This window comes from Methylocaldum szegediense (genome assembly GCF_949769195.1).
Taxonomy (GTDB): domain Bacteria; phylum Pseudomonadota; class Gammaproteobacteria; order Methylococcales; family Methylococcaceae; genus Methylocaldum; species Methylocaldum szegediense.
Window position 1 is genome coordinate 3,200,265 of record NZ_OX458333.1, and the last position, 22,512, is coordinate 3,222,776.

A 22,512-nucleotide genomic window follows, 5' to 3' on the forward strand; every position below is an offset into this window, starting at 1 on the left:
GAGTATCCGATGAAAACACCGGTAACGATGTTGAAACGGTTGATCTGGTTGGCAAACGTCCTCTTCCTCGGCTGGATTGGAGGAGCAGGGGCAGAAGTGCCGAAGGAAATCAATTTCGGGGTCGCATCCATCGGTCTCGGCGGACGTCCTTTCGTGGGCGGTTCGGTGGCTTCGGTGGTGCATGTGAAGGGATGGCTGGAAGAAGAGTTCAAGGCCGACGGAATCAAGATCAACTGGCATTTCTTCAAGACCGCGGGGCCCGGCGTTAACGAAGCGTATTCGAATGGCTTGCTCGATTTTGCCTGGCAAGGCGACCTTCCCCAGCTCATCGGCCGGTCCAGCGGCCTCAAGGTCAAGTACATCCTGGGCGGCAGCCGGCGCCAGCACTTCTATCTCGCGGCGAGGCCGGATTCCACCGCATCGAGGATCGAGGACATCAAGGGCCGCAGCGTCGCCATCCACAAGGGCACTTGTCCGCAGCTGTCGGTCGCGAGGCTCCTGGCTGCCCACGGACTCCGGGAAAAAGACCTCAAGGTCTACAACATGGACGGTCTGTCTTCCGCCTCCGCCCTTGGCAGCGGCGATCTGGAGCTGGCCTTCGGGGCCTTCAACCTGTTGTCGCTGCGTGACCAGGGGCTCGCCAAGATCATTTACTCGGGGAGTGAGGACGACGGCAAATACGGCTGTTCCACTGGCTTCACCGTAACCGAGGCGTTCGCGAACAAATACCCGGACATCACCCGGCGGGTGGTCAAGACCATCGTCCGGGCTGCGCACTGGGCCGCCGATCCAGCGAATCGCGACGAGCTTTACGAAATCTGGGCGAAATCCGGCGTGCCTTTCGCGCATTACAAAGAGGAATGGGATACCCAGGATCTGAAACGGAAACTCTCTCCGCTGATCGACGATTTTCAGCTGAACCGCTACCGCGTAGCCCTGGAGGACGCCCGGAAGTTCGGACTGGTGCGCGGCCGGATCGATTTCGACCGATGGATCGACCGGAGCTATCTGGATGCGGCCCTGACCGAACTGAATCTACAGGATTTTTGGATACCCGAGGATGCCGAGGGGAAGTTGAAGGAATGAGTTCGTAAGCCGGGATCAGGCGATAGCCGCTCCCGGCAAACGGCGCGGAGACGCCGCGGACAAGTGAAACCATGATTGAACGAGATCGTTTGAACGTCATTTGGAGTGTGCAATGAGAGTTCCGAAGCTATTCAAACTGGCGGCATTTTCCGCCATCACCCTACACGGCGCCGTCTTTGCTGAAGATAAGCCCAAAGTCATCAATTTCGGCGTGGCCAGCGTCGGCCAAGGTGGACGGCCGCAGGTCGGCGGCAGCTGGATCGCCACCGCTCATTCGAAAGGGATGCTGGAAGAAGAGTTCAAGGCCGACGGTATTCAGGTGCGCTGGCACTTCTTCAAGACCGCGGGGCCCGGTGTCAACGAAGCCTACACCAACAACCTGCTGGATTTTGCCTGGCAGGGCGATTTGCCCCAGATCATCGGCAAGGCCAACGGTCTGCCAACCAAGTTCATTATGGCCGCGGGACGCCGAGCTACTTTCTATCTGGCGGCGACCGAAGATTCGACCGCCGAATCGATCAAGGACATCGCAGGCCGTAAGGTGTCGATCTTCAAGGGTACCTGCACCCAGCTGTCCGCCAATCGAGCCCTGGAAGCCAACGGTCTCAGCGAAAAAGATCTCAAGGTCTACAACATGGACACCGCCACCTCCACCGCGGCTCTCGCCACCAAGGACGTGGAACTGGCCTTCGGCGGCAATAACCTGTTTTCGGTGCGCGATCGCGGTCTCGCCAAGATCGTCTACAGTGCCAAGGAGGACAACGGCGGCAAGTACGGCTGCTCGACCGGTGTGACGGTGACCGAAGAATTTGCCGCGAAGTATCCGGACATCGTCAAGCGAGTCGTCAAGACTCTGGTGAAAGCGGCGTTGTGGACAGAGGACGAGAAGAACCGCACCCAGGTGTATCAGTTGTGGGCCAAGTCCGGTTTCCCTTTCCGCTATTGGGAGCAGGACAACGCCAAGCAGGATTTCCATACTCGCCTTTCGCCGCTCATCGACGAATGGTTCGTGGCCAGCTACCGGAAGTCCATAGCGGACGCCAAGCGTTTCGGCCTGTTGAAGCGCGACATCGACCTGGATCGATGGTTCGACCGGAGTTATCTGGAAGCCGCGCTCAAGGAACTCAACCTGGAGAACCACTGGCAGCCTGAAAGAGCGGAAGCGTGGCAGAACGCCGGTTCGCTCCACGCCTCCAATTGAGTTCGACGACAGTGGCAGCGAACACGAGACGCAAGCGGGTTACATTACCGGCCAGTCCGGCGGCCGAGGCGGTCGGCCCGGCCTCGTTCAGGACAGGGCGGGGGCCGGCCCATGCCGCCGTCCGGCTCCAGTCGGAAGGCCGATTGATCCGGTTCCTGTTGCTGGTGGCGCTCGGCGGGCTAGCGATCGGGATGGTTAAGGCGGCGACGCCGCTGTACGCGCTGGCCCTGGGCGCCGGCAAAGGGGAAATCGGCCTGATCACCGGCACGCAGCCGTTGATGATCGCCCTGGTCAGCATTCCCATAGGTCTCGCCGTCGGCCATTACGGACCACGCGCATTGTTCGTAGTCGGGAGCCTCGCCGCCGCTGCCATTCATGCGGCGGTAGCCGGGACCGATTCCCCCTGGTGGCTCCTGGCGGCCACGGCTGCGGCGAGCTTTTTCATGCCCATGCGCTTCGTATCCACTCAAAGCGAGTTCTTCCATTACTTGGTAGCCGCGGGCGGCCGAAAGGCGGGTTGGCTGCGGGGAGCCCAACTGGGCGGCGCCTTCGTTTTGGGGCCGATGCTGGGCGGTTATCTGGTGAGCTGGATCGGCTACGAGCGCACCTATTGGGTCATCGCCCTGGTGTTCCTCCTGCCGATCACGCTGGCGCCGGGGGTTCTGAGCGGACGGTGCGAGGCCCGCCGGCGGCGGACGGCGGAAGAATCCGGGCCGATACTGCGGCGGCTGGCGAAGATTTTCAGACATCCCGAGATCCTCGAGACCAGCCTGATCGATCTGGCATCCCATGCCGCCCTGATGTTTTACACGGTGTTCATCGTGGTGCTGGCGCTCGAGCAGTTCCACGCGTCCAGGGAAGCGGCCACGCATCTCATCGCGATCCAGGGGTTCAGCTTTATGAGCGCGCTGTTCTTGCTGGACGGCTTGTTGTGCAGGCTCGGGCGGGAGCTTTTTTACGGGCTCAGCTTCGGCAGTGCCGTCCTGGGTCTCCTGTTCCTAGGGACTGGACGAGAGCTGTTGCATCTCCAGATCGGCGGAGCGTTCTTGGGTATCGGTCTCGGAATGCTTGGCATCGCCAACATGGTTCGGTTGGCCGCTGTCAGCGAAAAGCTGGGGCGCGGGACCGTCGCGGGCGCTTCCACGCTATCTGGCCCTCTTGGGGGCATGCTCGGTACCCTGGGCGGGGGCTTCGCGAGCCAGTGGATTCCTCTTCAACACATTTTCATTGGGCTTATGACGGCTATGACCATCATTGCGATCTTCACCCTTTATCGCGAGAAACCCGGGCGAACCGCTCGCGTCCTCGGTTGGACGGTATCCGCGCTGGCGTCGGTGCTCGGCCGAGTACTCGGGCTGTCCGTTTACCTGCTGTTTCCCGCCGCTCTTTTGTTCCTGTGGCAGCTTTCGGCGCATTACGGTTGGACATCTCCGCAAATCCTGCCGCCGCCGGCGATGGTCTGGGCCACTCTCACCGACCTTTTTTCCAGCGGCGAAATCGCGACCAATCTGGGCATCAGCCTAAGCCGGGTGTTCCAGGGGTTCGCCCTGGGCGGCGGCACCGGTTTGGGGCTGGGGTTCGCCATGGGCCTGTCGCGCAGCGTCGAGGCTTATCTCGGCCCGATCTTCAAGGCGTTGGCCAGCGTGCCGATGCTGGGCTGGATACCTCTCCTCATCGTCTTGCTGGGCATAGACGAAGCACTCAAGGTGGTGGTCATCGCCATCGGCTGCGTGGTTCCGGTGACCCTGAACACGCTGGAAGGGGTTCGCGGGGTTCCCAAGGGCTATGTGGAAGTGGCCCGGGTGTTTCGTTTCAGCCGCCGGCAGCTGTTGCGAAAGGTCGTCATTCCGGCCGCCATTCCGCCCATCTTCTCCGGCATCAGTCTGTCCCTGAGCCACGCCTGGAAGGCCATGGTGGCGGTCGAGCTCATGGCTTCATCGGAGGGAATCGGGTTCTTGATGGTCATGGGCCGACAGCTTTTCCAGCTGGACGTGGTGCTGGCCACGATCCTGGTGATCGGCGCGGTCGGGCTGATCCTCGATCAGCTGCTGCGGCTGGTCGAGCGGTACCTGACCCGGTGGCGGCCATCGGTCGCACGATGAGATATCTCTGTCCCATATCGCCAGGGCAAATGCCCGGCGCCTGGGCGTAAAACGGGCAACCCGCTCCGGAAGGGGCGGGAGCCGGAACGTTTTTCTTCAACTAAGGAGGTCGCACAATGTCTGCTTTAAGCACGGAAATCCTGAGTCTTCCCAAACGCTGGTTGGTCAAACGGTCGACCCTGTCCGCGAGCGTTGCCGGCTACCGGGGATGGCTGATTCCTCTGGCGCTGATCGGGATCTGGGAGATCGCCGCTCATTTTCGCTGGATCAACCCGGTCCTGCTGTCTTCCCCCTCGCTGATATTCGAGGGCTTCGCTCGTTCCTTGCATGAAGGCTTGCTCCTTCAGAACCTGAAACTCAGTCTGATCCGCATGATCGGCGGCTGGGCCGTCGGCTCCGTGATCGGTTTGTCCGTCGGCCTCGCGATCGGGCTCTCCGGCATTCTGGACCGCGTGCTCGGACCCACGCTGCAGGCCTTCCGGCAGATCGCGCCTTTCGCTTGGATTCCGCTGATTTCCGTGTGGTTCGGGCTCGGCGATTCCGCCAAGATCGCGTTCATCGCCCTGGTGGTGTTCTTTCCTGTAGTGGTCAATACCTACGAAGGCATTCGCGGCGTGCCGAAAAATCTGATCGAGGTCTCGCAGGTGCTGATGTTCCCGCCCTATCGGCTGATCCGCAGCGTCGTGCTGCCGTCCGCCACCCCGGCGATCCTGAATGGCCTGGAACTCGGCTTTTTCTATGCCTGGCTGGCCACCATCGGTGCGGAATACCTGATGAACGCCACCGGGGGCCTCGGCTCGATGATGGAGAGCGCCCAGGAATCCCTGGAAATGGATGTCGTCTTCGTCGGCGTCATCCTGTCCGGACTGGTGGGAGCGGGTATCAGTCTGAGTCTCCGCTTGGCTCGCGGCCGTCTGCTGCGCTGGCGGTCTTCTTTCGTCTGAACGGAGCGCGCACATGTCGAAAGTCGGCACACTGGCCATTCGCAAGGTTTCTAAGCAATACAAGGTCAAGGGCGGACGCAAGCTCGGTGTCCTTGAGAACATCAATCTGGAGGTGGCGCCAGGGGAATTCGTCGCTATCGTGGGCTCGAGCGGTTGCGGCAAATCCACTCTGCTGCGCCTGATCGTCGGCCTTGAAACCGACTATCAGGGCGACATCTTTCATGACGGCGAACGAGTCGCGGGTCCGAGCCTGCACCGAGGAATCGTGTTCCAGGAGCATCGGTTGTTTCCTTGGCTCACGGTTCGGGAGAATGTCGGACTCGGGCTGTTGAACTCCGACCTGGACGCGGCCGAGCGGCGCAAGCTGATTCAAGAGCACATCGATCTGGTCGGTCTGACCGGTTTCGAACAGGCGTATCCCCATCAGCTTTCCGGCGGCATGGCGCAGCGGGCCGCCATCGCCCGCGGCCTGGTCAACACGCCGGAAATCCTGCTGCTCGACGAACCCTTCGGTGCCCTCGACGCCCTGACCAAGATTTACTTGCAGAGCGAATTGCACCGGATCTGGCACCGGGAAAAAATCACCATGATCATGGTCACACATGATGTGGAGGAGGCGGTTTTCCTATCCGACCGCGTGGTGGTGATGGATGCCCGGCCGGGCCGTATCAAGCGCATCGTACCCGTCCTCCTGGATCATCCCCGCGATCGAGCCGATCGTGAATTCGTGCGGCTCAAGGACGAAGTGCTGCGGGAAATCAGCGGATTCACACCCCATGCCGGCAAGCCGGCGCTCAAGGCGGTGAATGGCGGGGTGGCCTATTGAGAAGGAGTGGATCATGGCGGAGACCATACTATTCGATGAGCCGTCCGACGTCTTGGGCGAACGACCCTTGAGTCGCCGCGGTTTCATCGCGGGTTTGTTGAGTGCCGGTTTCGCACTGGCGGTGCGGCCGGTAACGGCGCAAACCGTGATTCATACCGACAGCGTCGGGTTAGTTTCCGGCGCTGTCGCAATACCCACTAAAGACGGTGTTCTGCCGGCGTACCGCTCGGCGCCGCAAGGGCCCGGCAAGCATCCGGTCGTTCTGGTGGTACACGAAATTTTCGGCGTCCACGAACATATCAAGGACATCACCCGTCGCCTCGCTAAACTTGGTTATTTTGCCGTCGCGCCAGAGCTATATTTCCGGCAGGGCGATGTGTCCAAGTTGGAGAGCATTGAAGCCATTCGCGCGCAAGTGGTGTCGAAGGTTTCGGATGCCCAAGTGCTGGCGGACCTGGATGCCGCCGTCGATTGGGCGGGCAAGAACGGCGGTGACTTGGAGCGGCTCGGGATCACCGGCTTTTGCTGGGGTGGGCGTATCGTCTGGCTGTATGGCGCCCATCAACCCAAGTTAAAGGCCGGCGTCGCTTGGTACGGACGCCTGGATGGCGAGCGTACCGAACTCACCCCGAAGTTCCCGATCGACGTGGCCAGCGAACTCAAGGCGCCGGTGCTGGGACTTTACGGCGGCCAGGACCAAGGCATTCCGCTCGAAACGGTGGAACGCATGCGAGCGGCGCTGAAGTGTGCGGGAGGAACGTCCGAAATACACGTTTACCCGGATGCTCCCCACGCCTTCTATGCCGATTACCGCCCCAGTTACCGGAAAGAGCCTGCCGAGGACGGCTGGCGGCGTTTGCAGGACTGGTTTAGGCGGCACGGCGTGTGAGGGTTCGACTCATCCGGAACAACGGTTTCATCGGGAAAGGATGGATGGCCTATTCTCTTTCGCTGGGCACACGTGTCGACGTCAACCTGGAAAACCGTCATTCCGGCAGGGATTGCCGGAATCCAGAAACTAAGGACAGTGAAGCGTTTACATCCATATCGCCTGGACACCGGCAATCCCTGCCAGGGTGACGCGCTTTAGCCGATGGAAGTCTGGCATAGCTGATGCTGTGTCGATTCTCGATGACTGAGTTCGAGGAACGATGATCCGGTGTTCTAAGCCGGTTTTTAGGGTTGGTGGCTTACCACCGTTGACGCGAGGGCCAAACTCCGTAAGGTTTATCTAGCCTTCGAAGGTGAAAGAGCACTGGAGGCGTAGAGACGAGGAGTAACCAGGCACATCGTCCAAGGCATTTCCATTCGCCGAGTCCCATCGCGAACGATGCGCTGCACTTTGTTCAGCACATCCTACAGAAGACGCAAGAATCAGCCTGCTCTGGCGGAAAACGTCCGATCGACGCCTATGCGACGGTGGCGTAAAGACGGAAACGTCGTCCGCACCTCCTCGATTCGGCGTAACGATACTTCGGCGAGCGCCACGCCAGGTTCGGTGCCCAACTGGGCCAGCACCGAGCCCCAGGGATCCACCACCATGCTGTGGCCGTAGGTTTCTCGCCCGTTCGGGTGAGTGCCGCCTTGATTCGCGGCAACGACATAGCAGAGATTCTCCACCGCGCGGGCGCGTACCAAGACATCCCAGTGCGCTTTGCCGGTGGCGGCGGTAAACGCCGACGGCAGGGCGAGGATATCGAGACCTTGCGCCGCGAGATACCGAAACAATTCGGGGAAACGCAGATCGTAACAAACGGCAACCCCGAGGCGGCCGAACGGCGTGTCGAACACCAGCGGAGTGTCACCCGGCTCAATAGTGTTGGATTCCCGGTATTGCTCGCGGCTGCCGGGTACGTCGACGTCGAACAGGTGAATCTTGTCGTAACGTGCCACCCGTCGCCCTTCGTCGTCGTAAACGGGACTGGCGGCGTAGACTTTGCCTGACGGTGCCCGAATCGGGATCGTGCCACCCACGAGCCAGACCCGGTACTTCGCGGCGATTTCCGCCAGAAAATCTTGGATCGGCCCGCTGCCTTCGGTTTCCGCCACTTCGAGCTTGTCGGTTTCCTTGTGGCCCATGAGGGCGACGTTTTCCGGGAGGACTACCAGCCGGGCGCCGGAATCGGCGGCTCGTTCGATCAGAGATCCGGCCGAAGCCAGGTTGGTGGCCACGTCCGGGGTGGAAGTCAGTTGTACGGCAGCGATGAGTGTTTGGGTCATGATGTTCTCACTAGGCATAAGCTTCCGACGCCTCGCAGCTCGGACTCGGCCAGATGTCGTCGAGCATATCGAATATCTTGCGCGTCAGTTTGATCTTTAGGGCATGGAGGTGCAGTCCTGTGGCTCCAGGGTACGCGAGCTGATAATCGGAGCCTTGACGGCGGGATTTTGGAGCAGCCAGGCGGCTTATCCTGACGCCGGTGCGGACGAGTTGGGTGTCTTGGATGGCCATGGCGATTGCGAAGTGTAAGAAGGGGCAGTCGTTGCGCTTATCCGCGAGCTCGGATGTACGGGGTCGGCCAGTCGACCTCCTCGCCGAGTGCGGCCGCAGCGTGTAAAGGCCAATGGGGATTGCGCAGCAGTTCTCTGCCGAGGAATACGACATCGGCGCTACCCGAGGTAATCACCGCTTCCGCCTGCTGCGGTTCGGTGATGAGGCCAACCGCACCGGTGGCGATGTCTGTCCGTGCCCGGATTGCCTGGGCGAACGGCACCTGATAGCCCGGTGCTAGTGGCGGAACGGCATCCGGAAGTAAACCGCCGGACGAGACGTCCACCAGGTCCACGCCGAAATCCTTGAGCTGATCTCCGAAGCGGATGGATTGGTCCAAGTCCCAGCCGCCCTCGGCCCAATCGGTGGCAGAGATTCGAACGAACAGGGGCAGATGCTCCGGCCACGCGTCCCGAACCGCCGCGACCACATCCAGCGGAAACCGCACCCTATTCTCAAAGGACCCGCCGTAACGGTCGTTTCGCTGGTTACTCAGGGGCGAGAGAAAAGAATGCAGTAAGTAGCCATGCGCAGCGTGGATCTCGACCACTTTGAATCCGGCAGCCAACGCACGTTCGGCAGCCCTGGCGAAGTCTTCGGCGATGTCGGCCAGGGCCTTTTCGTCCAATTCCCTCGGCGTCGGGTGAACGGAAGAGAAGGGCAGAGCGCTCGCACCGAAAATCGGCCAGCCGCCGCGCTCGGGCGGCAAGGGTTTTCCGCCGTTGGCCGGCACGTCGCAAGAGGCTTTCCGGCCGGCGTGAGCAAGCTGTATGCCTGCTACGGCGCCTTGGGCTTGGATGAAGTCCGCCAGCCTACGCAGGGAAGGGATGTGATCGTCCGACCATAACCCCAGATCGGCCGGGCTGATACGGCCCTCGGGCGCGACCGCGGTGGCCTCCAGCAACACAAGCCCAACCCCGCCTGCAGCTCGTGCGCCGTAGTGGACCAGATGCCAGTCGCCGGCATAACCGTCCCTGGCGGCGTATTGGCACATGGGCGACAGGAAAACACGGTTGCGGAATTCGACGCCGCGCAGGGCCAGTCGGGAAAACAGTCGGGGCCGGATGACCGATTTTGGATCGGGAATCGCCATGGCCGTTCCCTCAAGCGACGGCCGCCGCCGGCGCGGCCGATCGACCCGCCAGATATGCGACCTGGTCCACGGCCTGTTCAATGCGGATCAGAATGGCTGGGTTGGCGATCGTGTCGTAATCGGCAAAGTCCGATTCATTGGCGTAGATCCCAATAGGAACGGTGTGGGCACCAAAAAAGGCAAACAGCGGCCGCAGATGGTGCTCGATTACCAGCGCGTGCTGATCGCTGCCGCCGGTCGCCGCAAGGAGGACGATCTTGCCGCGCAAAGCGTTGCGGTCCACCAAGTCGAAGGTATGCTTATAAAGCCCGGAGTAAGCCCCTTTGTAAACGGGCGAGCCTACCACCAGCACATCGGACGACTCGATCCGATTTAGAAGGTTTCTGATCTCGACAGGACCGTCCTTACCGAAGCCCGACGCCCATAGCAATGGCGCCGTTTCCGAGAGATCGGCGATATGAGCCCTGACTCGAAACCTCGCCTCTAATTGACGCACGATCGCGGTCACTAGCCCCTTGGTCCGAGACGGGCTGCCCAGGCTGCCCGATATGCCGGTAATTTTCATGTTCACGCTCCCAAGTCGAATCGAAAAGAGTTTACGGACGATTTGGAGCATAAAGAGTGCCATAACTGGTTCGCTGTCGACTCAAAAGATCTATGCCCGATCGGTGTTGTCCTTGCAGCAGGACGTGATGAGAGGCTGCCTGAGCGGCAGCAGAACGCTGCAGGACCAGTGCGCATGCGGGACCGCGGCCGCTTTCGCTTGCGCGCTTTGGAGTCGATCCGACTAGGCTCGAGAAACCCTCCGACCGGCCTGCCAGGATGGGCTCTTAACGGTATCAGCGGTGCTGGCATGATTTCTGCCGAAACATATTGCGCGCCACGAGGCGGCGTTCTGTTCTTTCCGTACATACAAACTTCACACGGAGGCGACGCGCGATGATGACCCTGACTCTCGATACTCCTGCGCTGGCCAGGCAGTACGAGGATCTCAGTGATAAACAATACGAGCACGGCAAACTTCTGATTCAGGCGCTCGGTCTTGGACTGGGCTGGCGCGTTCTGGATATAGGCTGTGGCACGGGCCGGCTGACCGAATACGTCGCGGGCCTAGTGGGCAAAGCTGGACATGTCGTGGGCATCGATCCGCTGCAAACGCGGATCGAGATCGCACGCGCCCGAGCCTCCACCAATCTCTCGTTTCAAGTCGGGCGTGCCGAGCGTCTGGATGGCTTCTTCGACAACAGCTTCGATGCGGTTTACCTCAACAGCGTGTTTCACTGGCTGTCGGAGAAACGTCAAAGCCTTGCCGAAATTTACCGTGTGCTGAAGTCCGGCGGGCGGCTCGGCATCAGTACCGCTTCCAAAGAGCGGCCTCACGAGCTCGACAGGATCGTGCAAACCGTGCTTAGGCGTCCGCCTTACGCTCGGTACCCGGACGCCTTGGAGACGCCGCCGTACAAGGTGACTTCGGAGGAACTGTCGGCGCTGCTGGAGCAAGCCGGATTCCGGGTGAGAACCGTCGAGATTCGGAGTTTCACCGATTATTTCGACAGCCCGGGGACAGTGATTCATTTTTCCAATGCCAGTTCGTTCGGCCATTTTCTGAGCGGACTGCCGCAATTTCTTCGTACCGCGGCCATTCGGGAGATCGAATTCGAGCTGGAAAAATATCGCCGTCCGGAGGGCATCGTGCTGACACGCAATGTGATCTTTGCCGTGGCAGAAAAGAAATGAGCGGGAAGGCGGCGTTTATCCGTCCGTGACGCACGCTCGGGCAGTTATGCTCGTAAAGACCTATCGTGTTTTCGATAAACCAAGGAGTGACATTCCATGAAATATTATCCCCTGGGCCGTACCGGCCTCGAAGTGAGCCGCATCTGTCTCGGCACCATGACTTTCGGTGAGCAAAATACCGAGAAGGAGGGCCATGAACAATTGGACTTCGCGGTCGACGCCGGGATCAATTTCATCGACACGGCGGAGATGTACCCGGTGCCGCCGCGGGCGGAGACCTACGGCGCAACCGAACGCATCATCGGCTCTTGGCTCAAGCGCAGCGGAAAGCGCGACCAGGTGATTCTCGCCACCAAGGCGGCCGGGCCGGCGAAGTTGCTGTCCCAAGCCAGCCATATTCGTGGCGGCGCATCGCACTTCAACCGAAGGAATCTGGAAGAGGCGGTCAACGGCAGCCTGAAGAGGCTGCAAACGGATTACATCGATCTCTACCAGCTGCACTGGCCGGATCGCAGTACGAACCATTTCGGCCGACTGGGTTATACCCATGTAGCCGACGAAATCACCGTGCCGATCGCAGAAACCCTGAAAGTGCTGGATGATCTGGTCAGGGCGGGCAAGATCCGCCATATCGGCGTGTCCAATGAAACGCCCTGGGGCGTGGCGCAATTTCTGAAGCTCTCCGAGCGCGGCGTCGGCCCGCGCATCGCCAGCATTCAGAATCCCTACAATCTCTTGAACCGGACCTACGAAATCGGTCTCGCCGAGTTCTCCCACCGCGAGCACGTAAGCCTTCTCGCGTATTCGCCGCTGGGTTTCGGGGTGTTATCCGGCAAATATCTGAATGGTGCGCGGCCCCGGGGTGCGCGCCTCAGTTTGTGGGAGCGGTTTTCGCGCTACAGCGGCCCAAATTCGGAAAAGGCCGTGGAGGCATATGTAGCGTTGGCGCGAGAATATGATCTCGATCCGGCGAAGATGGCCTTGGCCTATGTTAATAGCCGGCCGTTCGTCACCAGCACCATCATCGGTGCCACCACGCTGGAACAGTTGCGTAGTAACATCGCCAGCATCGATCTGGAATTGCCTTTGGGCGTCCTCGAAGGCATCGAGGCGATCCACGCCAACTATCCGAATCCGGCGCCTTGACGGCTGCCGGGAAAAGGAAGGCGGCGCCAATCGGCCAAGGCGCCGCCGAAGGCTTGCTTGCGGTGCGACAGATGTCCTAAAGCGTTTTCACCGCGGACGTAGGTTTGAAAAGATAGCTGCCTTTGCCAGTCGGTGAGTTTGAATCACGTCTCGCCCCACCGGCGACGCTCGGGCATGAGCCGTGGGGCGATTCGAGAGTGACATTTGAATGGTGGCCATCCTTGGATTATTGAATCGAGAGCCATCGACTGCCACTTGCTGCCCAAGCTTCTATCCCATGTAAGCTCGATACCATCAGTCTCCGATACTCATGCCGCGGCTTGTCGCTCACTTGGAGTTTGCTCAGCCGCCAAGGCAGCTTGCACGGATGGACGCGCGTCGAAGCGGCTGCCGAAGGCGGATAGATTGGGCAGCCAAGACAGTAACTCCGGCCGGCTCCGCTTCAGCCAGGACCAAAATACGCCGAGATAGGCGTCGGCGATCGTGAAGCGTTCTCCGACAACCCAGGTTTTCCCTTCCAGCTTCTTGTCCACGAACTCGAGCAGATCGACCAATCGCTCCAACCCTTTGGCTCGTATGGCCTCGTGGACGGAAGCATCGGGATGGAACAATTCCGGGCGGTTCACTGGACGAAAAGCCCGGTGCAGGTCGGAATTAAGAAAGCCGATCCATTCTTGGATGCGGGCACGCTCCAACGAACCCACCGGTGCGAACAGACCCGCCTCGGGTTTGAGATCGCCGAGAAAAGGCAGGATCGCGCCGTTTTCGGTGAGCACTTCGCCGGAGTCCAGTTTCAGAGCCGGTACCCGGCCCAAGGGGTTGACCTTGAAGATCGGCGAATCGGGCGTGCGGAGCGGAACCACGGCGATATCATGCGGAATGTCGAGCTCCTTCAGTACGACATGGGCTCCGAAGGAGCAGGCACCGGGTGCGACGAAAAGCGTAGGCATGAAACGTCTCCTGCTGAGTAGGGGTTGCGCGGAAAGGCGAAGATTCGTCCTGAATCCATGGCGCCCGCAGTCCCTGCCTTAACGCACCTCATCTTCGCCTCGGTTGGAAAGGAGCAGAGTTCGTGCCATGTTCAAGATGGCGCGAATCCTGGATTTTCAGCTGATTATCGACACCATGTGCGCGTTCGGAGGCATCGGCTGTTGGTGAGATGTTGCTGGGTCGACACTCGTGAGCGACCGGAAGCGAAGCGACGGCGGGACCGAGCCAAGAGGACCAGGAAAAACGGTTTTCCCGGCGGCTTTTACCTTGCCTAGACCAAGCGCAGTTTGGGCTCGGCTAGAGCATACTCAGATGTCAAGGCACTTCTGAATCGTCCCGTATGGCGCGCAGGATCAGCGCGCCATACGGGTGCCCTTTCTTTGGGTTACTTTGGATTCGCACCTTCCCTGGTGCGAACCCTTCGGGCGCTCTCCGCGCGTCCAAATGTGTTCCCGACACATTTGTCTTTAGGCACGCAAAGACAAACTCGACAGGAGCGAGTTTGGACAGGCGGAGGCTGGCCCGAAGGGCTAACCTCAGGAATGGGGTTAGCAAAAGTAACTCGCCGGCGGGGCGAGACCCGCTTCAAACTTTAACTTGCTGCCGAAGGCAGCTTCCTTATTCGGGTGCACATCAGAGATGAAAACGCTCCGACGTTTTCAACGACCTACGTGGCTTAAAACGACAAAAGCATTCCTGCCTCTAATCCGCGGGACGAAAACGCCGCAGGCGGCGTACCGCCTCTCGCAGGATGGCGTCGTCCTTCGCAAAACAGAATCGGACGAGATGCTCGCCCTTGCCGCTGCGATAAAACGCGCTCCCGGGCACAGCGGCTACCCCGGTTTGCTCCAGGAGGGAAAGTGCGCCGGCCTTTGCGTTCGGATAGCCAAAGCGTCCGATGTCGGCTAGGACATAGTACGCGCCGCTCGGGACCGACGGCTCGATTCCGGCCGCCGCCAATCCTTCGCACAAGATGTCGCGCTTTTGCTGGTAGATGATCCGGAGTTGGTCGAAATACTCGGGCGAGGCCTGCAATCCTTCGAGGACGCCGTATTGCAAGGGCGTGGGGGCGCAGACGTAGGCGAGGTCGTTGACCAGGTTGATGGCGGCGGCCAAGGGTTCCGGGGCCACGGCGTAGCCCAGTCGCCAACCTGTGATACTGAACGTCTTGGAGAATCCAAAAATGCTGATGGTACGTTCCCGGAGGGAGCCGACAGTGGCCGGAGAGATGTGTTGCCGGCCGTCGTAGGTGATGTATTCATAGATTTCGTCCGTGATGACCAGCAGGTCGTGCTCGGCGGCGACGCGCTCCACGCGACGGATTTCCTCGTCGCTCAGCATCTTGCCGCTGGGATTCGACGGTGTGCAGAGAACGATCGCCCGCGTGTTGGGACGCACGGCGGCGCGCAAAGCCGCTTCCTCCAGCTCGAACGCGGGCTCTCGGAGCGTCAGGAAGTGAGGCTCCAGCCCGCACAGGCGGATGGTGTTGAGATGGTAGCCGTAATAGGGTTCCGGGAGCAGGATGCCGTCGCCGGGATTGAGTAGGGCGGTGAGGGCGGCGAAAAAAGCTCCGGTCGCACCATGAGTGACAATGATTTCCCGCTCGGGATCGGCTTCGAGGCCGTTGTCACAAAGGAGCTTGGCCGCGATCGCTAGGCGCAAATCGGCGATGCCTTCCGACTGGGAATAGCTGTTGCGATTGGCCGCGATCGCCTTGAACGCTCCGTTCCGCACCGGCGCGGGAACAGGCAAATCGCCCAAGCCCTGGCCGAGATTGATGCCGCCCACCCGCTCGCACTCGCGGGTCATGAGGCGAATATCGGAAGCCTGGAGGTCCGAGACGCGGCGGGAGAGCGGAAAATTCATGGCAGGCTCCGCTTATGGTGCCTCGGGCGCGACCACGCGATCGTCTCGATATCGATCGTAATTCTCGAAAGTGCTGAAAGAACGCGAGTCCATGCGGTCCAGGTACAGCCGGCCGTGCAGATGATCGATCTCGTGCTGGAGAATGCGTGCGTACCAGCCGCGGGCTTCGATAGTCCGTAGCTGGCCACGGTGATCCAGGCAGGTCACTCGCACCGACCGGGCCCGTTCGACCTTGGCCAGGAATCCGGCCACGCTCAGGCAGCCTTCGTAAAAGGTCGCCGTATCCTGGGAATATTCGACGATTTCCGGATTGACGATGACATGGAAGGGAATCGGCACTCGTTCCCGCACCGCGAGTTCTTCCTCGCTGAGTTTCCCGGTCTGGTATTCTTGCCGGTCCTCGATCACCGCCAGTTGCAGCGGCAGACCGACTTGGGGCGCGGCGAGGCCGACGCCCGGTACATCTCGGAGGGTTTCCCGCATGTGTTCGATCAAGTCCTGAATTTCCTTGCTCAGGATTTCTTCCGCGCTCAAAGGCCGGGCTCGCTGGCGCAACACGGGTTCGCCAGCCTGGACGATTTTCAGCCGTAGAGAGAGATTCGACATGGCGATCCCTCTCAGCGCAGTTTGAAGCCAAGGGCGTTTACTGCTTCCTTGAGGCGGGCGCGGCTGGCGAGCTTTTCGGGACCGGACACGCGCCGGGCGGAATGCTCCGACCAGTCTCCGGGCGTCGCCATGTCTTGTTCGGCGTAGAACGCTGCCATGATCCGGTCGTAACGACGAACGGCATCGTCCTGGCTTTCCAGGGTATAGGTTTCCCGATGCAGGACCGCGTCCTGAGGCAGGCGCGGTTTGATGGCCGGGGTGACCTGGGGGGCGGGGTAACCGACGACTAGGCCGAACACGGGAAACACGCTTTCCGGCAGATTCAGTTCGTCCGCGACTTTCTCGGGATGATTTCGCAGGGCTCCGATGTAGACCGTGCCGAGCCCCAGAGATTCCGCCGCGATCACGGCGTTCTGCGCGGCCAGGGTAGCATCCACCGTGGCCATCACGAACATCTCGAAATAATCGAGTCCCTCGGCAGGAATGTCCCGCTGCGCGGCGACCCGGCGCAGCCGCGCGAGGTCCGCCAGCCACGCCAAGAACAAGGGCGCCTGCCGGATATGGGCCTGGTCTCCGGCCAGAACCGAGAGTCGCTGCCGGCGTTCGGCATCCTCGACCGCCACTACGCTCCAAAGTTGCAGATTGGACGAACTGGCGGCCGATTGCGCCGCTGCCACCAGGGTTTCCAGGGTGCCGGAGGGCAGCGGTTCGGACGAGTAGGCCCGTACCGAACGGTGCGACAAGAGTTTCTCCAAAACGGGATTCCAGCTGATGCCGGGAACGGTCTCCTCACGACCGTAACGGGCTTTGAGCAGGTTCAAGGCTTCGCTCATTATGTGTCCTCGTCGGTTTCAAAACGGCCGACCTCCGGCGAGACTGATGCGTTTCAAGACGCGCCGAAGCTCGGCAGGGAAAGCGGTCCGCGCGTGAGCCGTGGCTTGGTTGTCCCAGAACACGATGTCGCCCACGCTCCAGCGATGGCGATAGGCGAAGCGAGGATCCTCGAGATGCACGCGCAATCGTTCGATCAGCTCGGCGCCTTTCTCGGGAGGCCAGCCCACGACTTCCACCTCGGTATCGGTACTCAGATAAAGGAGTTTTCGGCCGCTGTCCGGATGGGTGCGCACCAGGGGATGCGGGAAGGCCTCGCTGATGGGCGGCGCGCTGGGGTCGAGGCGATATTTGGGACGCGGTTCGCCCGGTTTCCGCTTGAAAGGATTGTAGGTGATGAGTTGCAAACCGTCGATCTCGCGCTTGGTGTTTTCGTCCAAGGCATCGTACGCCAAGGCCAGGTTGAACCAGGTGGTATCGCCACCGATTTCGAGGACTTCCAGCGCGTAGAGCAAGGAAGCGCTGGACGGATAGGGCGTCCACTGATGGTCGATATGCGGGTGTAGTTCGCCGTTCCCGGTATAGCCGCCTTCGACGTTGGCGATGGGGACGATGTCAGGGGTCTTGCCTTCGGCGTCGGAAGCCAAAACCGGTATGTCTTTTGGCGGCACGAAGATGGCGCCGAAATAGGTGGCGAAGCGCAGGAATTCATCGTCTGTCAGGGTTTGCCCCTGAAAGATCAGGATGTGATGGTCGATGATGGCCTGCTTGAGCCGGAATATGGTCAAGGGGTCGACCGGGCGGCTGGCATCGATGCCGGTGACGAAGGCACCGAGAGCACCGCCGGTAGGCCGAATCGTGACGGATGGCTCGATGGAATGACTCTGACGGGTGTGAGTATGAAATTCGACTGCGGTGGACATGGGGTACTCCTGGGATGAATGGCGTGCTCCTCGGCAAAAGGAACCTGCCCGGAGGCAGGTGTCGAGAGGAGGAGCCGCATGCGGGAAACGTCGGGCTTATCGGTGTGCCTGGAACGGATGATCGACTGAACGCTTTCGCTCGATGACTTCGGCGACGCTGGGTTCGCCTTTCACGGCGCGTTTGATCGCCTCGCGAGTGGCGGCGTAGTTGTAGTCCTGGATCTTGTGGTCGTCTTCGGCCAGCCAATGGATGAACACGCCGACGGAAAGGAAGATGTCCTCGGCTTCGTCCGCGGGAATCGTGCCGTCCTCCACCGAATCGGCCACGGCCAGGGCGACGCCGCGTTGGGCCGGCCCGAACAACTGGGTCGCCTGCTTGCCGTTCTTGATGGTGACCTTGTTGAACAGAATGGTATGCGGTTTGACCGCGAGATTCGGCGCGACCACGGCCAGCAGGGCAGTGAAGCCGTCCTTGTTGTTGACCAGTGCGTTGGCGAAAGCAGACTCGGCGGCGCTGCCGCGCGGTCCTAGGATAAGGTCGATATGGGCAACCTCGTTGCCTTCGCCGACCAGAGCTTCGCCGATCAAAAGCTTGTTGATTTTGCTCACGTCAAGTTCCTCGGATTGGAGAATCAATTAGGGTCGGAATGGCCGGTGCGCTCCGAAAACATGTCACTTGCGGAAATAACGACGGACCGCGCGTGACGGAAGTACAACGCTGGAGCCGCCCTGGCGGATGAAAGACCCCAATCAGAAACCATGCCAGCGCGGAAGTGTCTGAATCGTGGGGGATTCTTGCCGTCCGCAGCTCGGCTGTGTTTACCTTTCAACAGCGCCTGTTTCGTCCTTGCTGGCGGGGCAGCAGAAGTTCGTGCGGATACGGTCCGCTACTAGAGCGTTTTCATCGCTGATGTACGCTGGAAAAGGAAGCTGCCTTTGGTAGCACGTGAGTTTGAAGCGGGTCTCGCCCCGCCGGCGAGTGACTTTTGCAAACCCCTTGTGGGGCTGCGCCCACAAGTCCTGGGTGTCCTTCCCTGGACACCCGCTTGCCTCGGGAGCGCCAAGGCAAGCCCCTGGGGTTTGCCCTTCGGGCCAGCTCGTAGGGTGCGGTGAGGAACGAACCGCACCGATGCACCGCGAATGATGCGGTTCACTTCGTTCACCATATCCTACTTGTCGAAGCAGGAACGGAGTACGTTTTTCGAGGCGTCCATAAGATTTTTCACGTGTTGGCAGGCGCCCTCGATATTCTTCATTTTCTTTGCCGCCGACCGGTACACTCTTTCTGTCGGTTGGCGCGAATTTCTTCCTGCAATCAAAGGTAACCACGCCCATGAAAAGCATCGTCATGAATCAGACGCTATACGACTACCTGCTTTCGGTGTCGCTTCGCGAACCGGACGTGTTGAGAGCGCTGCGCGAGGAGGCGGCGAGCCATTCCTATGGCGGTATGCAGATCGCGCCGGAACAGGGGCAGTTCATGGCGTTACTGGTGGAACTCGTCGGCGCGCGGAACGTGCTCGAAATCGGGGTGTTCACCGGATACAGTTCCACCCGTCTGGCTCTTGCCCTGCCGCCCGAGGGGCGCATTACGGCCTGTGATATCAACGAGGAATTTACGGCAACGGCGCGCCGTCATTGGCAGCGGGCCGGGGTTGAAGACAAGATCGATTTGCGGCTCGGCCCTGCGCTCGACACCCTGGACGGGCTCATCGCCGAGGGGCGTGGCGGCACTTACGACCTGGCCTTCATCGATGCCGACAAGGAGAACTACGACGGGTATTACGAGCGGGCGCTACAACTCCTGCGTACGGGCGGGCTGGTCTTGATCGACAACGTCTTGTGGGGCGGCAAGGTCGCGGACCCGGCCATGAACGATGCCGATACCGCCGCCATCCGGGCGCTGAATCAAAAACTTCACACCGACCCGCGCGTCTCGATCAGCCTGCTGCCTATCGCCGACGGCCTCACGCTCGCGCGGAAACGTTGATGGCGGACGAGCTGACCCGTATCCCGATACGGCGTACGACGTTTAACGGTCCGGGGTAAAGCGCAGGCTTTCGAAGGCCTTGGTCACCTCGTCCCAGGTTGCCGGTCTTGCGAACCGCGGCATCACTCGCACGGATCTTTCGTTGAAGAACATCTGAATCAACCTTCCGGGATCGTCGGGATGACGGCAGACGATGCCGTGATCGGAAAAGGCCAATTCGGGCTCCCGGAGTTGCGCCCCGTTGCGGGCAATCTGTAAGGCCTCGTACTTGGCGCAGACCGCATCGTGAAAGCGGTGCGGCTCGGTGTCCAGTTGTACCAGGGCGAGAAGAGACGATCCGGCATAGAAGGCTGGCGGACCGCCCATGCGTTTCGCCAGGAACCGTTCGACTCCGGCGGCGAAATCCGAGTCGCTTTGGCGGGCAAGTTCCTCGGCGGGAAGCGTCCGGACGCCCAGCGAAGCCGTGATGACGGCGTCGGCCGGGCTACGTTGCGCGGTCTCCTCCGAGGCTTTCAGGAGCACGGTTTCGTCGTGCGTGCTTTTCACGACGTACCAGCCGGTGGTTTGCGGAAACGAAGCGGCGAATCCCTGGCCGTCAATTCGTCCGCCCATCGTTTCGGCGGGCTTCAACGCCCGATGGCTCGCACACCCCAAGATCGTGGAAGCCATACCGGCAACAAGCAGAAGTTTCGCGCTGATATGCATCCGTGCCTCCTTGCCGCGTAGCAGCGGCACTCTTTCCGCGCTTTTAAAAGTCAGACTGGTCCGACAGCTCGCGGTTCCTATTAACCCGGCCAACAAATATCGGCCGGGTTGCCGGGGCAGGGATGCCCCGGCGCGGCAACAAGCCGCGTGAGCCCAGGCCGGGCGTGTACCGGCCTGGGCGTCGGCCCGTAAATATCAGGAGGGTATTTACGGGCCTGATTAATAACCGGGCGGTCTCGCCTGTCATTTCGGCAGCACGTCATCAGCAGCCGCTGTTGTACGGCCAACAGTCCCGAGCTTCTATCCTCCAATAAACCCGCGTAAGAACGTCGTTCCGCTTTTGGCACAGGCTCTGCACACGGGGGAGACATCGACAACTCCGAGCTCAGACTTCTTGCCATAGAACCTCATGGAACATTCCGGCATCTCTGCCTCCATTTCCCGCCGCGTGCGGAATTTCATGCTGCTGGCGGCCCTCAACGGCACGATCATCGGCCTGGTCGGCGTCGCCGCGCCGCTGTTCGCTTTATCCCTCGACGCTTCGACCTTCGAAATCGGCATGGTGACTGGCGTCTTGCCTCTAGGGATCGGAATCATGAGCATCCCCATCGGCATGGCCATCGACCGCTTCGGCGCGAAGCGGGTATTCGCGTTCGGCAGCGTGCTCGGAGGCATTGCATTCTTTCTCGTTTCACGGGCCGCCAGCCCCGGTTGGCTGATCGCGGCCACGGTTCTCGCCAGTCCCGCCGTGCCCATGCATTTCCTTTCCATCCAGAGCGATTTCTTCCACTACCTGAACACGGCGGGCAAGCGCAAGGCCGGGTGGATCCGGGCCACGCAGATGGGCGGATCGGTAGCGCTCGGACCCTTGCTGGCGGCCGTCCTGATCGGTTTTCTCGACTACTCGACGCTTTACGTCCTGGTGGCCTTGTCCTTCGCCCTGATGCTGCCGCTCGGGGTCAAGGTTCTGACCGGACGCCGCGATGCCCTCGCGCGGCGTTCGTCTTCTCACGGGAAGCCGGTGCTCGAACAGCTCAAGGCGCTCCTCGGCCATCGGGAGATCGCGGAAACCAGTCTGATCGCCTTCGCCACCTTCGGTGCCTCCTCCTTCTACGGCGCCTTCATCCTGATCATCGCCATCGAACGGTTCCATCTCTCCGAGGCAGCGGCGGCGCCGCTGATTCTGGGGCAGGGCGTCAGCTACATCGCGGCTTTGCTCTTTCTGGGAGGCGCCCTGGAAACCTTGGGACGGCATGTTTACTACCGGGCGGCCTACGCGGTGGCCGTGTTGGGGCTGGTGCTGCTCGGGTTCGCCGAGAGGCTGCCGGCTCTTTGGATAGGCGCGGTTCTGTTGGGACTCGGTCTGGGCATGGTGGCGGTCGCCAATGTGGTCCGCCAGGCCGCCGTCAGCGATCTGCTCGGACGCGGCAACGTGGCCGGCGCCGGCAATCCGCCCGCGGCTCTCGGCGCCTGGGCCGGGGCGTTCGTCGGCGGCGCGCTGGGCGGCTGGATCGGCTTGCAGAACGTCTTCCTGGTGTTCATCGGCAGCTTCGCGGTGCTGTTCTGGTTCGAACTGCCGCGCCAAACCCGGGATAAGCTCCGCGCTTCGTTAGCCGGCCTCGCGGTATCCGTTCCGGCTGCCAGCCGTTTGGGCGTCCCGGCTGAAGGTGCGGAGAGGAGAGTGTCGGAATGAGCCTTCGCTCTTCGATCCCCGCCGCTGATTTCGAACGCCGTTTCCATCCGGCTAGGTCTCGCACACGCTCCTGCTCCCTCTGGAGAGTGTCGCAGGAACCCCAAAAAGCAGGCTGGGATGAGCGAAGCGTTCCCTGCGGCCGGCGCTTCGCCGGAAACGCTAACGCCCTTCGACGTCGCTCAGGACAGGCTTATTCCGGCCTACAACCGATGCCCACTATGGATTTCGAACGCCGTCTCCCGATCGACGAGGGCGCGGACTTTCCATCGTTTTCATCCACCC

The 22,512-nt window shown here is 60.9% G+C and carries 21 protein-coding genes; 10 read left to right on the forward strand and 11 right to left on the reverse strand.

Going from position 1 to position 22,512, the window contains the following annotated elements:
• Window positions 1-9 precede the first annotated feature (9 nt).
• The 6 genes from QEN43_RS13795 to QEN43_RS13820 all read left to right on the forward strand — a co-directional run bounded on the left by QEN43_RS13795 (window position 10) and on the right by QEN43_RS13820 (window position 7,048).
• Window positions 10-1,086 (forward strand): ABC transporter substrate-binding protein, encoded by a 1,077-nt coding sequence (locus QEN43_RS13795; RefSeq protein WP_036269088.1) that lies wholly within the window; start codon window positions 10-12, stop codon window positions 1,084-1,086.
• A 112-nt stretch (window positions 1,087-1,198) separates the two neighbouring features.
• Complete coding sequence (locus QEN43_RS13800) at window positions 1,199-2,287, forward strand: ABC transporter substrate-binding protein (RefSeq protein ID WP_084162178.1); 1,089 nt, start codon at window positions 1,199-1,201, stop codon at window positions 2,285-2,287.
• Window positions 2,288-2,298: 11 nt separating this feature from the next.
• Complete coding sequence (locus QEN43_RS13805) at window positions 2,299-4,389, forward strand: MFS transporter (RefSeq protein WP_317963316.1); 2,091 nt, start codon at window positions 2,299-2,301, stop codon at window positions 4,387-4,389.
• A 116-nt stretch (window positions 4,390-4,505) separates the two neighbouring features.
• The gene (locus QEN43_RS13810) at window positions 4,506-5,333 is read left to right on the forward strand and encodes an ABC transporter permease (RefSeq protein ID WP_026610986.1); all 828 of its coding nucleotides are present in this window, start codon (window positions 4,506-4,508) and stop codon (window positions 5,331-5,333) included.
• Window positions 5,334-5,346: 13 nt separating this feature from the next.
• Complete coding sequence (locus QEN43_RS13815) at window positions 5,347-6,159, forward strand: ABC transporter ATP-binding protein (RefSeq protein ID WP_026610985.1); 813 nt, start codon at window positions 5,347-5,349, stop codon at window positions 6,157-6,159.
• Between the two features lie 13 nt (window positions 6,160-6,172).
• Window positions 6,173-7,048: a dienelactone hydrolase family protein gene (locus QEN43_RS13820; RefSeq protein ID WP_317963317.1), complete on the forward strand. Its 876-nt coding sequence runs from the start codon at window positions 6,173-6,175 to the stop codon at window positions 7,046-7,048.
• A 485-nt stretch (window positions 7,049-7,533) separates the two neighbouring features.
• Here QEN43_RS13820 and QEN43_RS13825 read toward each other — a convergent pair whose 3' ends face one another.
• From QEN43_RS13825 to QEN43_RS13840, 4 genes are read right to left on the reverse strand one after another with little or no spacing between them, the layout of a single operon-like run.
• Window positions 7,534-8,379: a carbon-nitrogen hydrolase family protein gene (locus QEN43_RS13825; protein WP_084162458.1), complete on the reverse strand. Its 846-nt coding sequence runs from the start codon at window positions 8,377-8,379 to the stop codon at window positions 7,534-7,536.
• A 10-nt stretch (window positions 8,380-8,389) separates the two neighbouring features.
• Window positions 8,390-8,611 carry a hypothetical protein gene (locus QEN43_RS13830; RefSeq protein WP_026610983.1) on the reverse strand — a complete coding sequence of 74 codons (222 nt, stop codon included), beginning with the start codon at window positions 8,609-8,611 and terminating at the stop codon, window positions 8,390-8,392.
• A 37-nt stretch (window positions 8,612-8,648) separates the two neighbouring features.
• The gene (locus QEN43_RS13835; protein WP_051331837.1) at window positions 8,649-9,743 is read right to left on the reverse strand and encodes an NADH:flavin oxidoreductase/NADH oxidase; all 1,095 of its coding nucleotides are present in this window, start codon (window positions 9,741-9,743) and stop codon (window positions 8,649-8,651) included.
• 10 nt (window positions 9,744-9,753) lie between these two features.
• Window positions 9,754-10,308: an NAD(P)H-dependent oxidoreductase gene (locus QEN43_RS13840; RefSeq protein WP_036269636.1), complete on the reverse strand. Its 555-nt coding sequence runs from the start codon at window positions 10,306-10,308 to the stop codon at window positions 9,754-9,756.
• 374 nt (window positions 10,309-10,682) lie between these two features.
• Between QEN43_RS13840 and QEN43_RS13845 the strand changes: the two genes are divergently transcribed.
• On the forward strand, window positions 10,683-11,480 hold the full coding sequence (locus QEN43_RS13845; RefSeq protein WP_026610980.1) for a class I SAM-dependent methyltransferase: 798 nt from the start codon (window positions 10,683-10,685) through the stop codon (window positions 11,478-11,480).
• A gap of 96 nt (window positions 11,481-11,576) precedes the next feature.
• Window positions 11,577-12,626, forward strand: a complete 1,050-nt coding sequence (locus QEN43_RS13850; RefSeq protein ID WP_026610979.1) for an NADP(H)-dependent aldo-keto reductase — start codon at window positions 11,577-11,579, stop codon at window positions 12,624-12,626.
• 308 nt (window positions 12,627-12,934) lie between these two features.
• Here QEN43_RS13850 and QEN43_RS13855 read toward each other — a convergent pair whose 3' ends face one another.
• The 6 genes from QEN43_RS13855 to fae form a co-directional block, all read right to left on the reverse strand.
• Complete coding sequence (locus QEN43_RS13855) at window positions 12,935-13,576, reverse strand: glutathione binding-like protein (RefSeq protein WP_317963318.1); 642 nt, start codon at window positions 13,574-13,576, stop codon at window positions 12,935-12,937.
• A gap of 742 nt (window positions 13,577-14,318) precedes the next feature.
• Window positions 14,319-15,482 (reverse strand): pyridoxal phosphate-dependent aminotransferase, encoded by a 1,164-nt coding sequence (locus QEN43_RS13860; protein WP_317963319.1) that lies wholly within the window; start codon window positions 15,480-15,482, stop codon window positions 14,319-14,321.
• A 12-nt stretch (window positions 15,483-15,494) separates the two neighbouring features.
• Window positions 15,495-16,088, reverse strand: coding sequence for a peptide deformylase (gene def / locus QEN43_RS13865; protein WP_317963320.1), 594 nt, complete (start codon window positions 16,086-16,088; stop codon window positions 15,495-15,497).
• Between the two features lie 11 nt (window positions 16,089-16,099).
• A complete protein-coding gene (locus tag QEN43_RS13870) occupies window positions 16,100-16,921 on the reverse strand; it encodes an NADPH-dependent oxidoreductase (protein WP_317963321.1) in 822 nt (273 codons plus the stop codon).
• Between the two features lie 18 nt (window positions 16,922-16,939).
• On the reverse strand, window positions 16,940-17,842 hold the full coding sequence (locus QEN43_RS13875; protein ID WP_317963322.1) for a TauD/TfdA dioxygenase family protein: 903 nt from the start codon (window positions 17,840-17,842) through the stop codon (window positions 16,940-16,942).
• Between the two features lie 96 nt (window positions 17,843-17,938).
• On the reverse strand, window positions 17,939-18,451 hold the full coding sequence (gene fae, locus QEN43_RS13880; RefSeq protein ID WP_317963323.1) for a formaldehyde-activating enzyme: 513 nt from the start codon (window positions 18,449-18,451) through the stop codon (window positions 17,939-17,941).
• A 739-nt stretch (window positions 18,452-19,190) separates the two neighbouring features.
• On the opposite strand from fae, the gene QEN43_RS13885 reads away from it, so the two are divergent.
• Window positions 19,191-19,832 carry a class I SAM-dependent methyltransferase gene (locus QEN43_RS13885; protein ID WP_317963324.1) on the forward strand — a complete coding sequence of 214 codons (642 nt, stop codon included), beginning with the start codon at window positions 19,191-19,193 and terminating at the stop codon, window positions 19,830-19,832.
• A gap of 42 nt (window positions 19,833-19,874) precedes the next feature.
• Here the strand turns inward: QEN43_RS13885 and QEN43_RS13890 are convergent, their stop codons facing one another.
• On the reverse strand, window positions 19,875-20,537 hold the full coding sequence (locus QEN43_RS13890; RefSeq protein WP_317963325.1) for a hypothetical protein: 663 nt from the start codon (window positions 20,535-20,537) through the stop codon (window positions 19,875-19,877).
• Between the two features lie 409 nt (window positions 20,538-20,946).
• Between QEN43_RS13890 and QEN43_RS13895 the strand changes: the two genes are divergently transcribed.
• On the forward strand, window positions 20,947-22,230 hold the full coding sequence (locus QEN43_RS13895) for an MFS transporter (protein ID WP_317963326.1): 1,284 nt from the start codon (window positions 20,947-20,949) through the stop codon (window positions 22,228-22,230).
• Window positions 22,231-22,512: the final 282 nt, after the last annotated feature.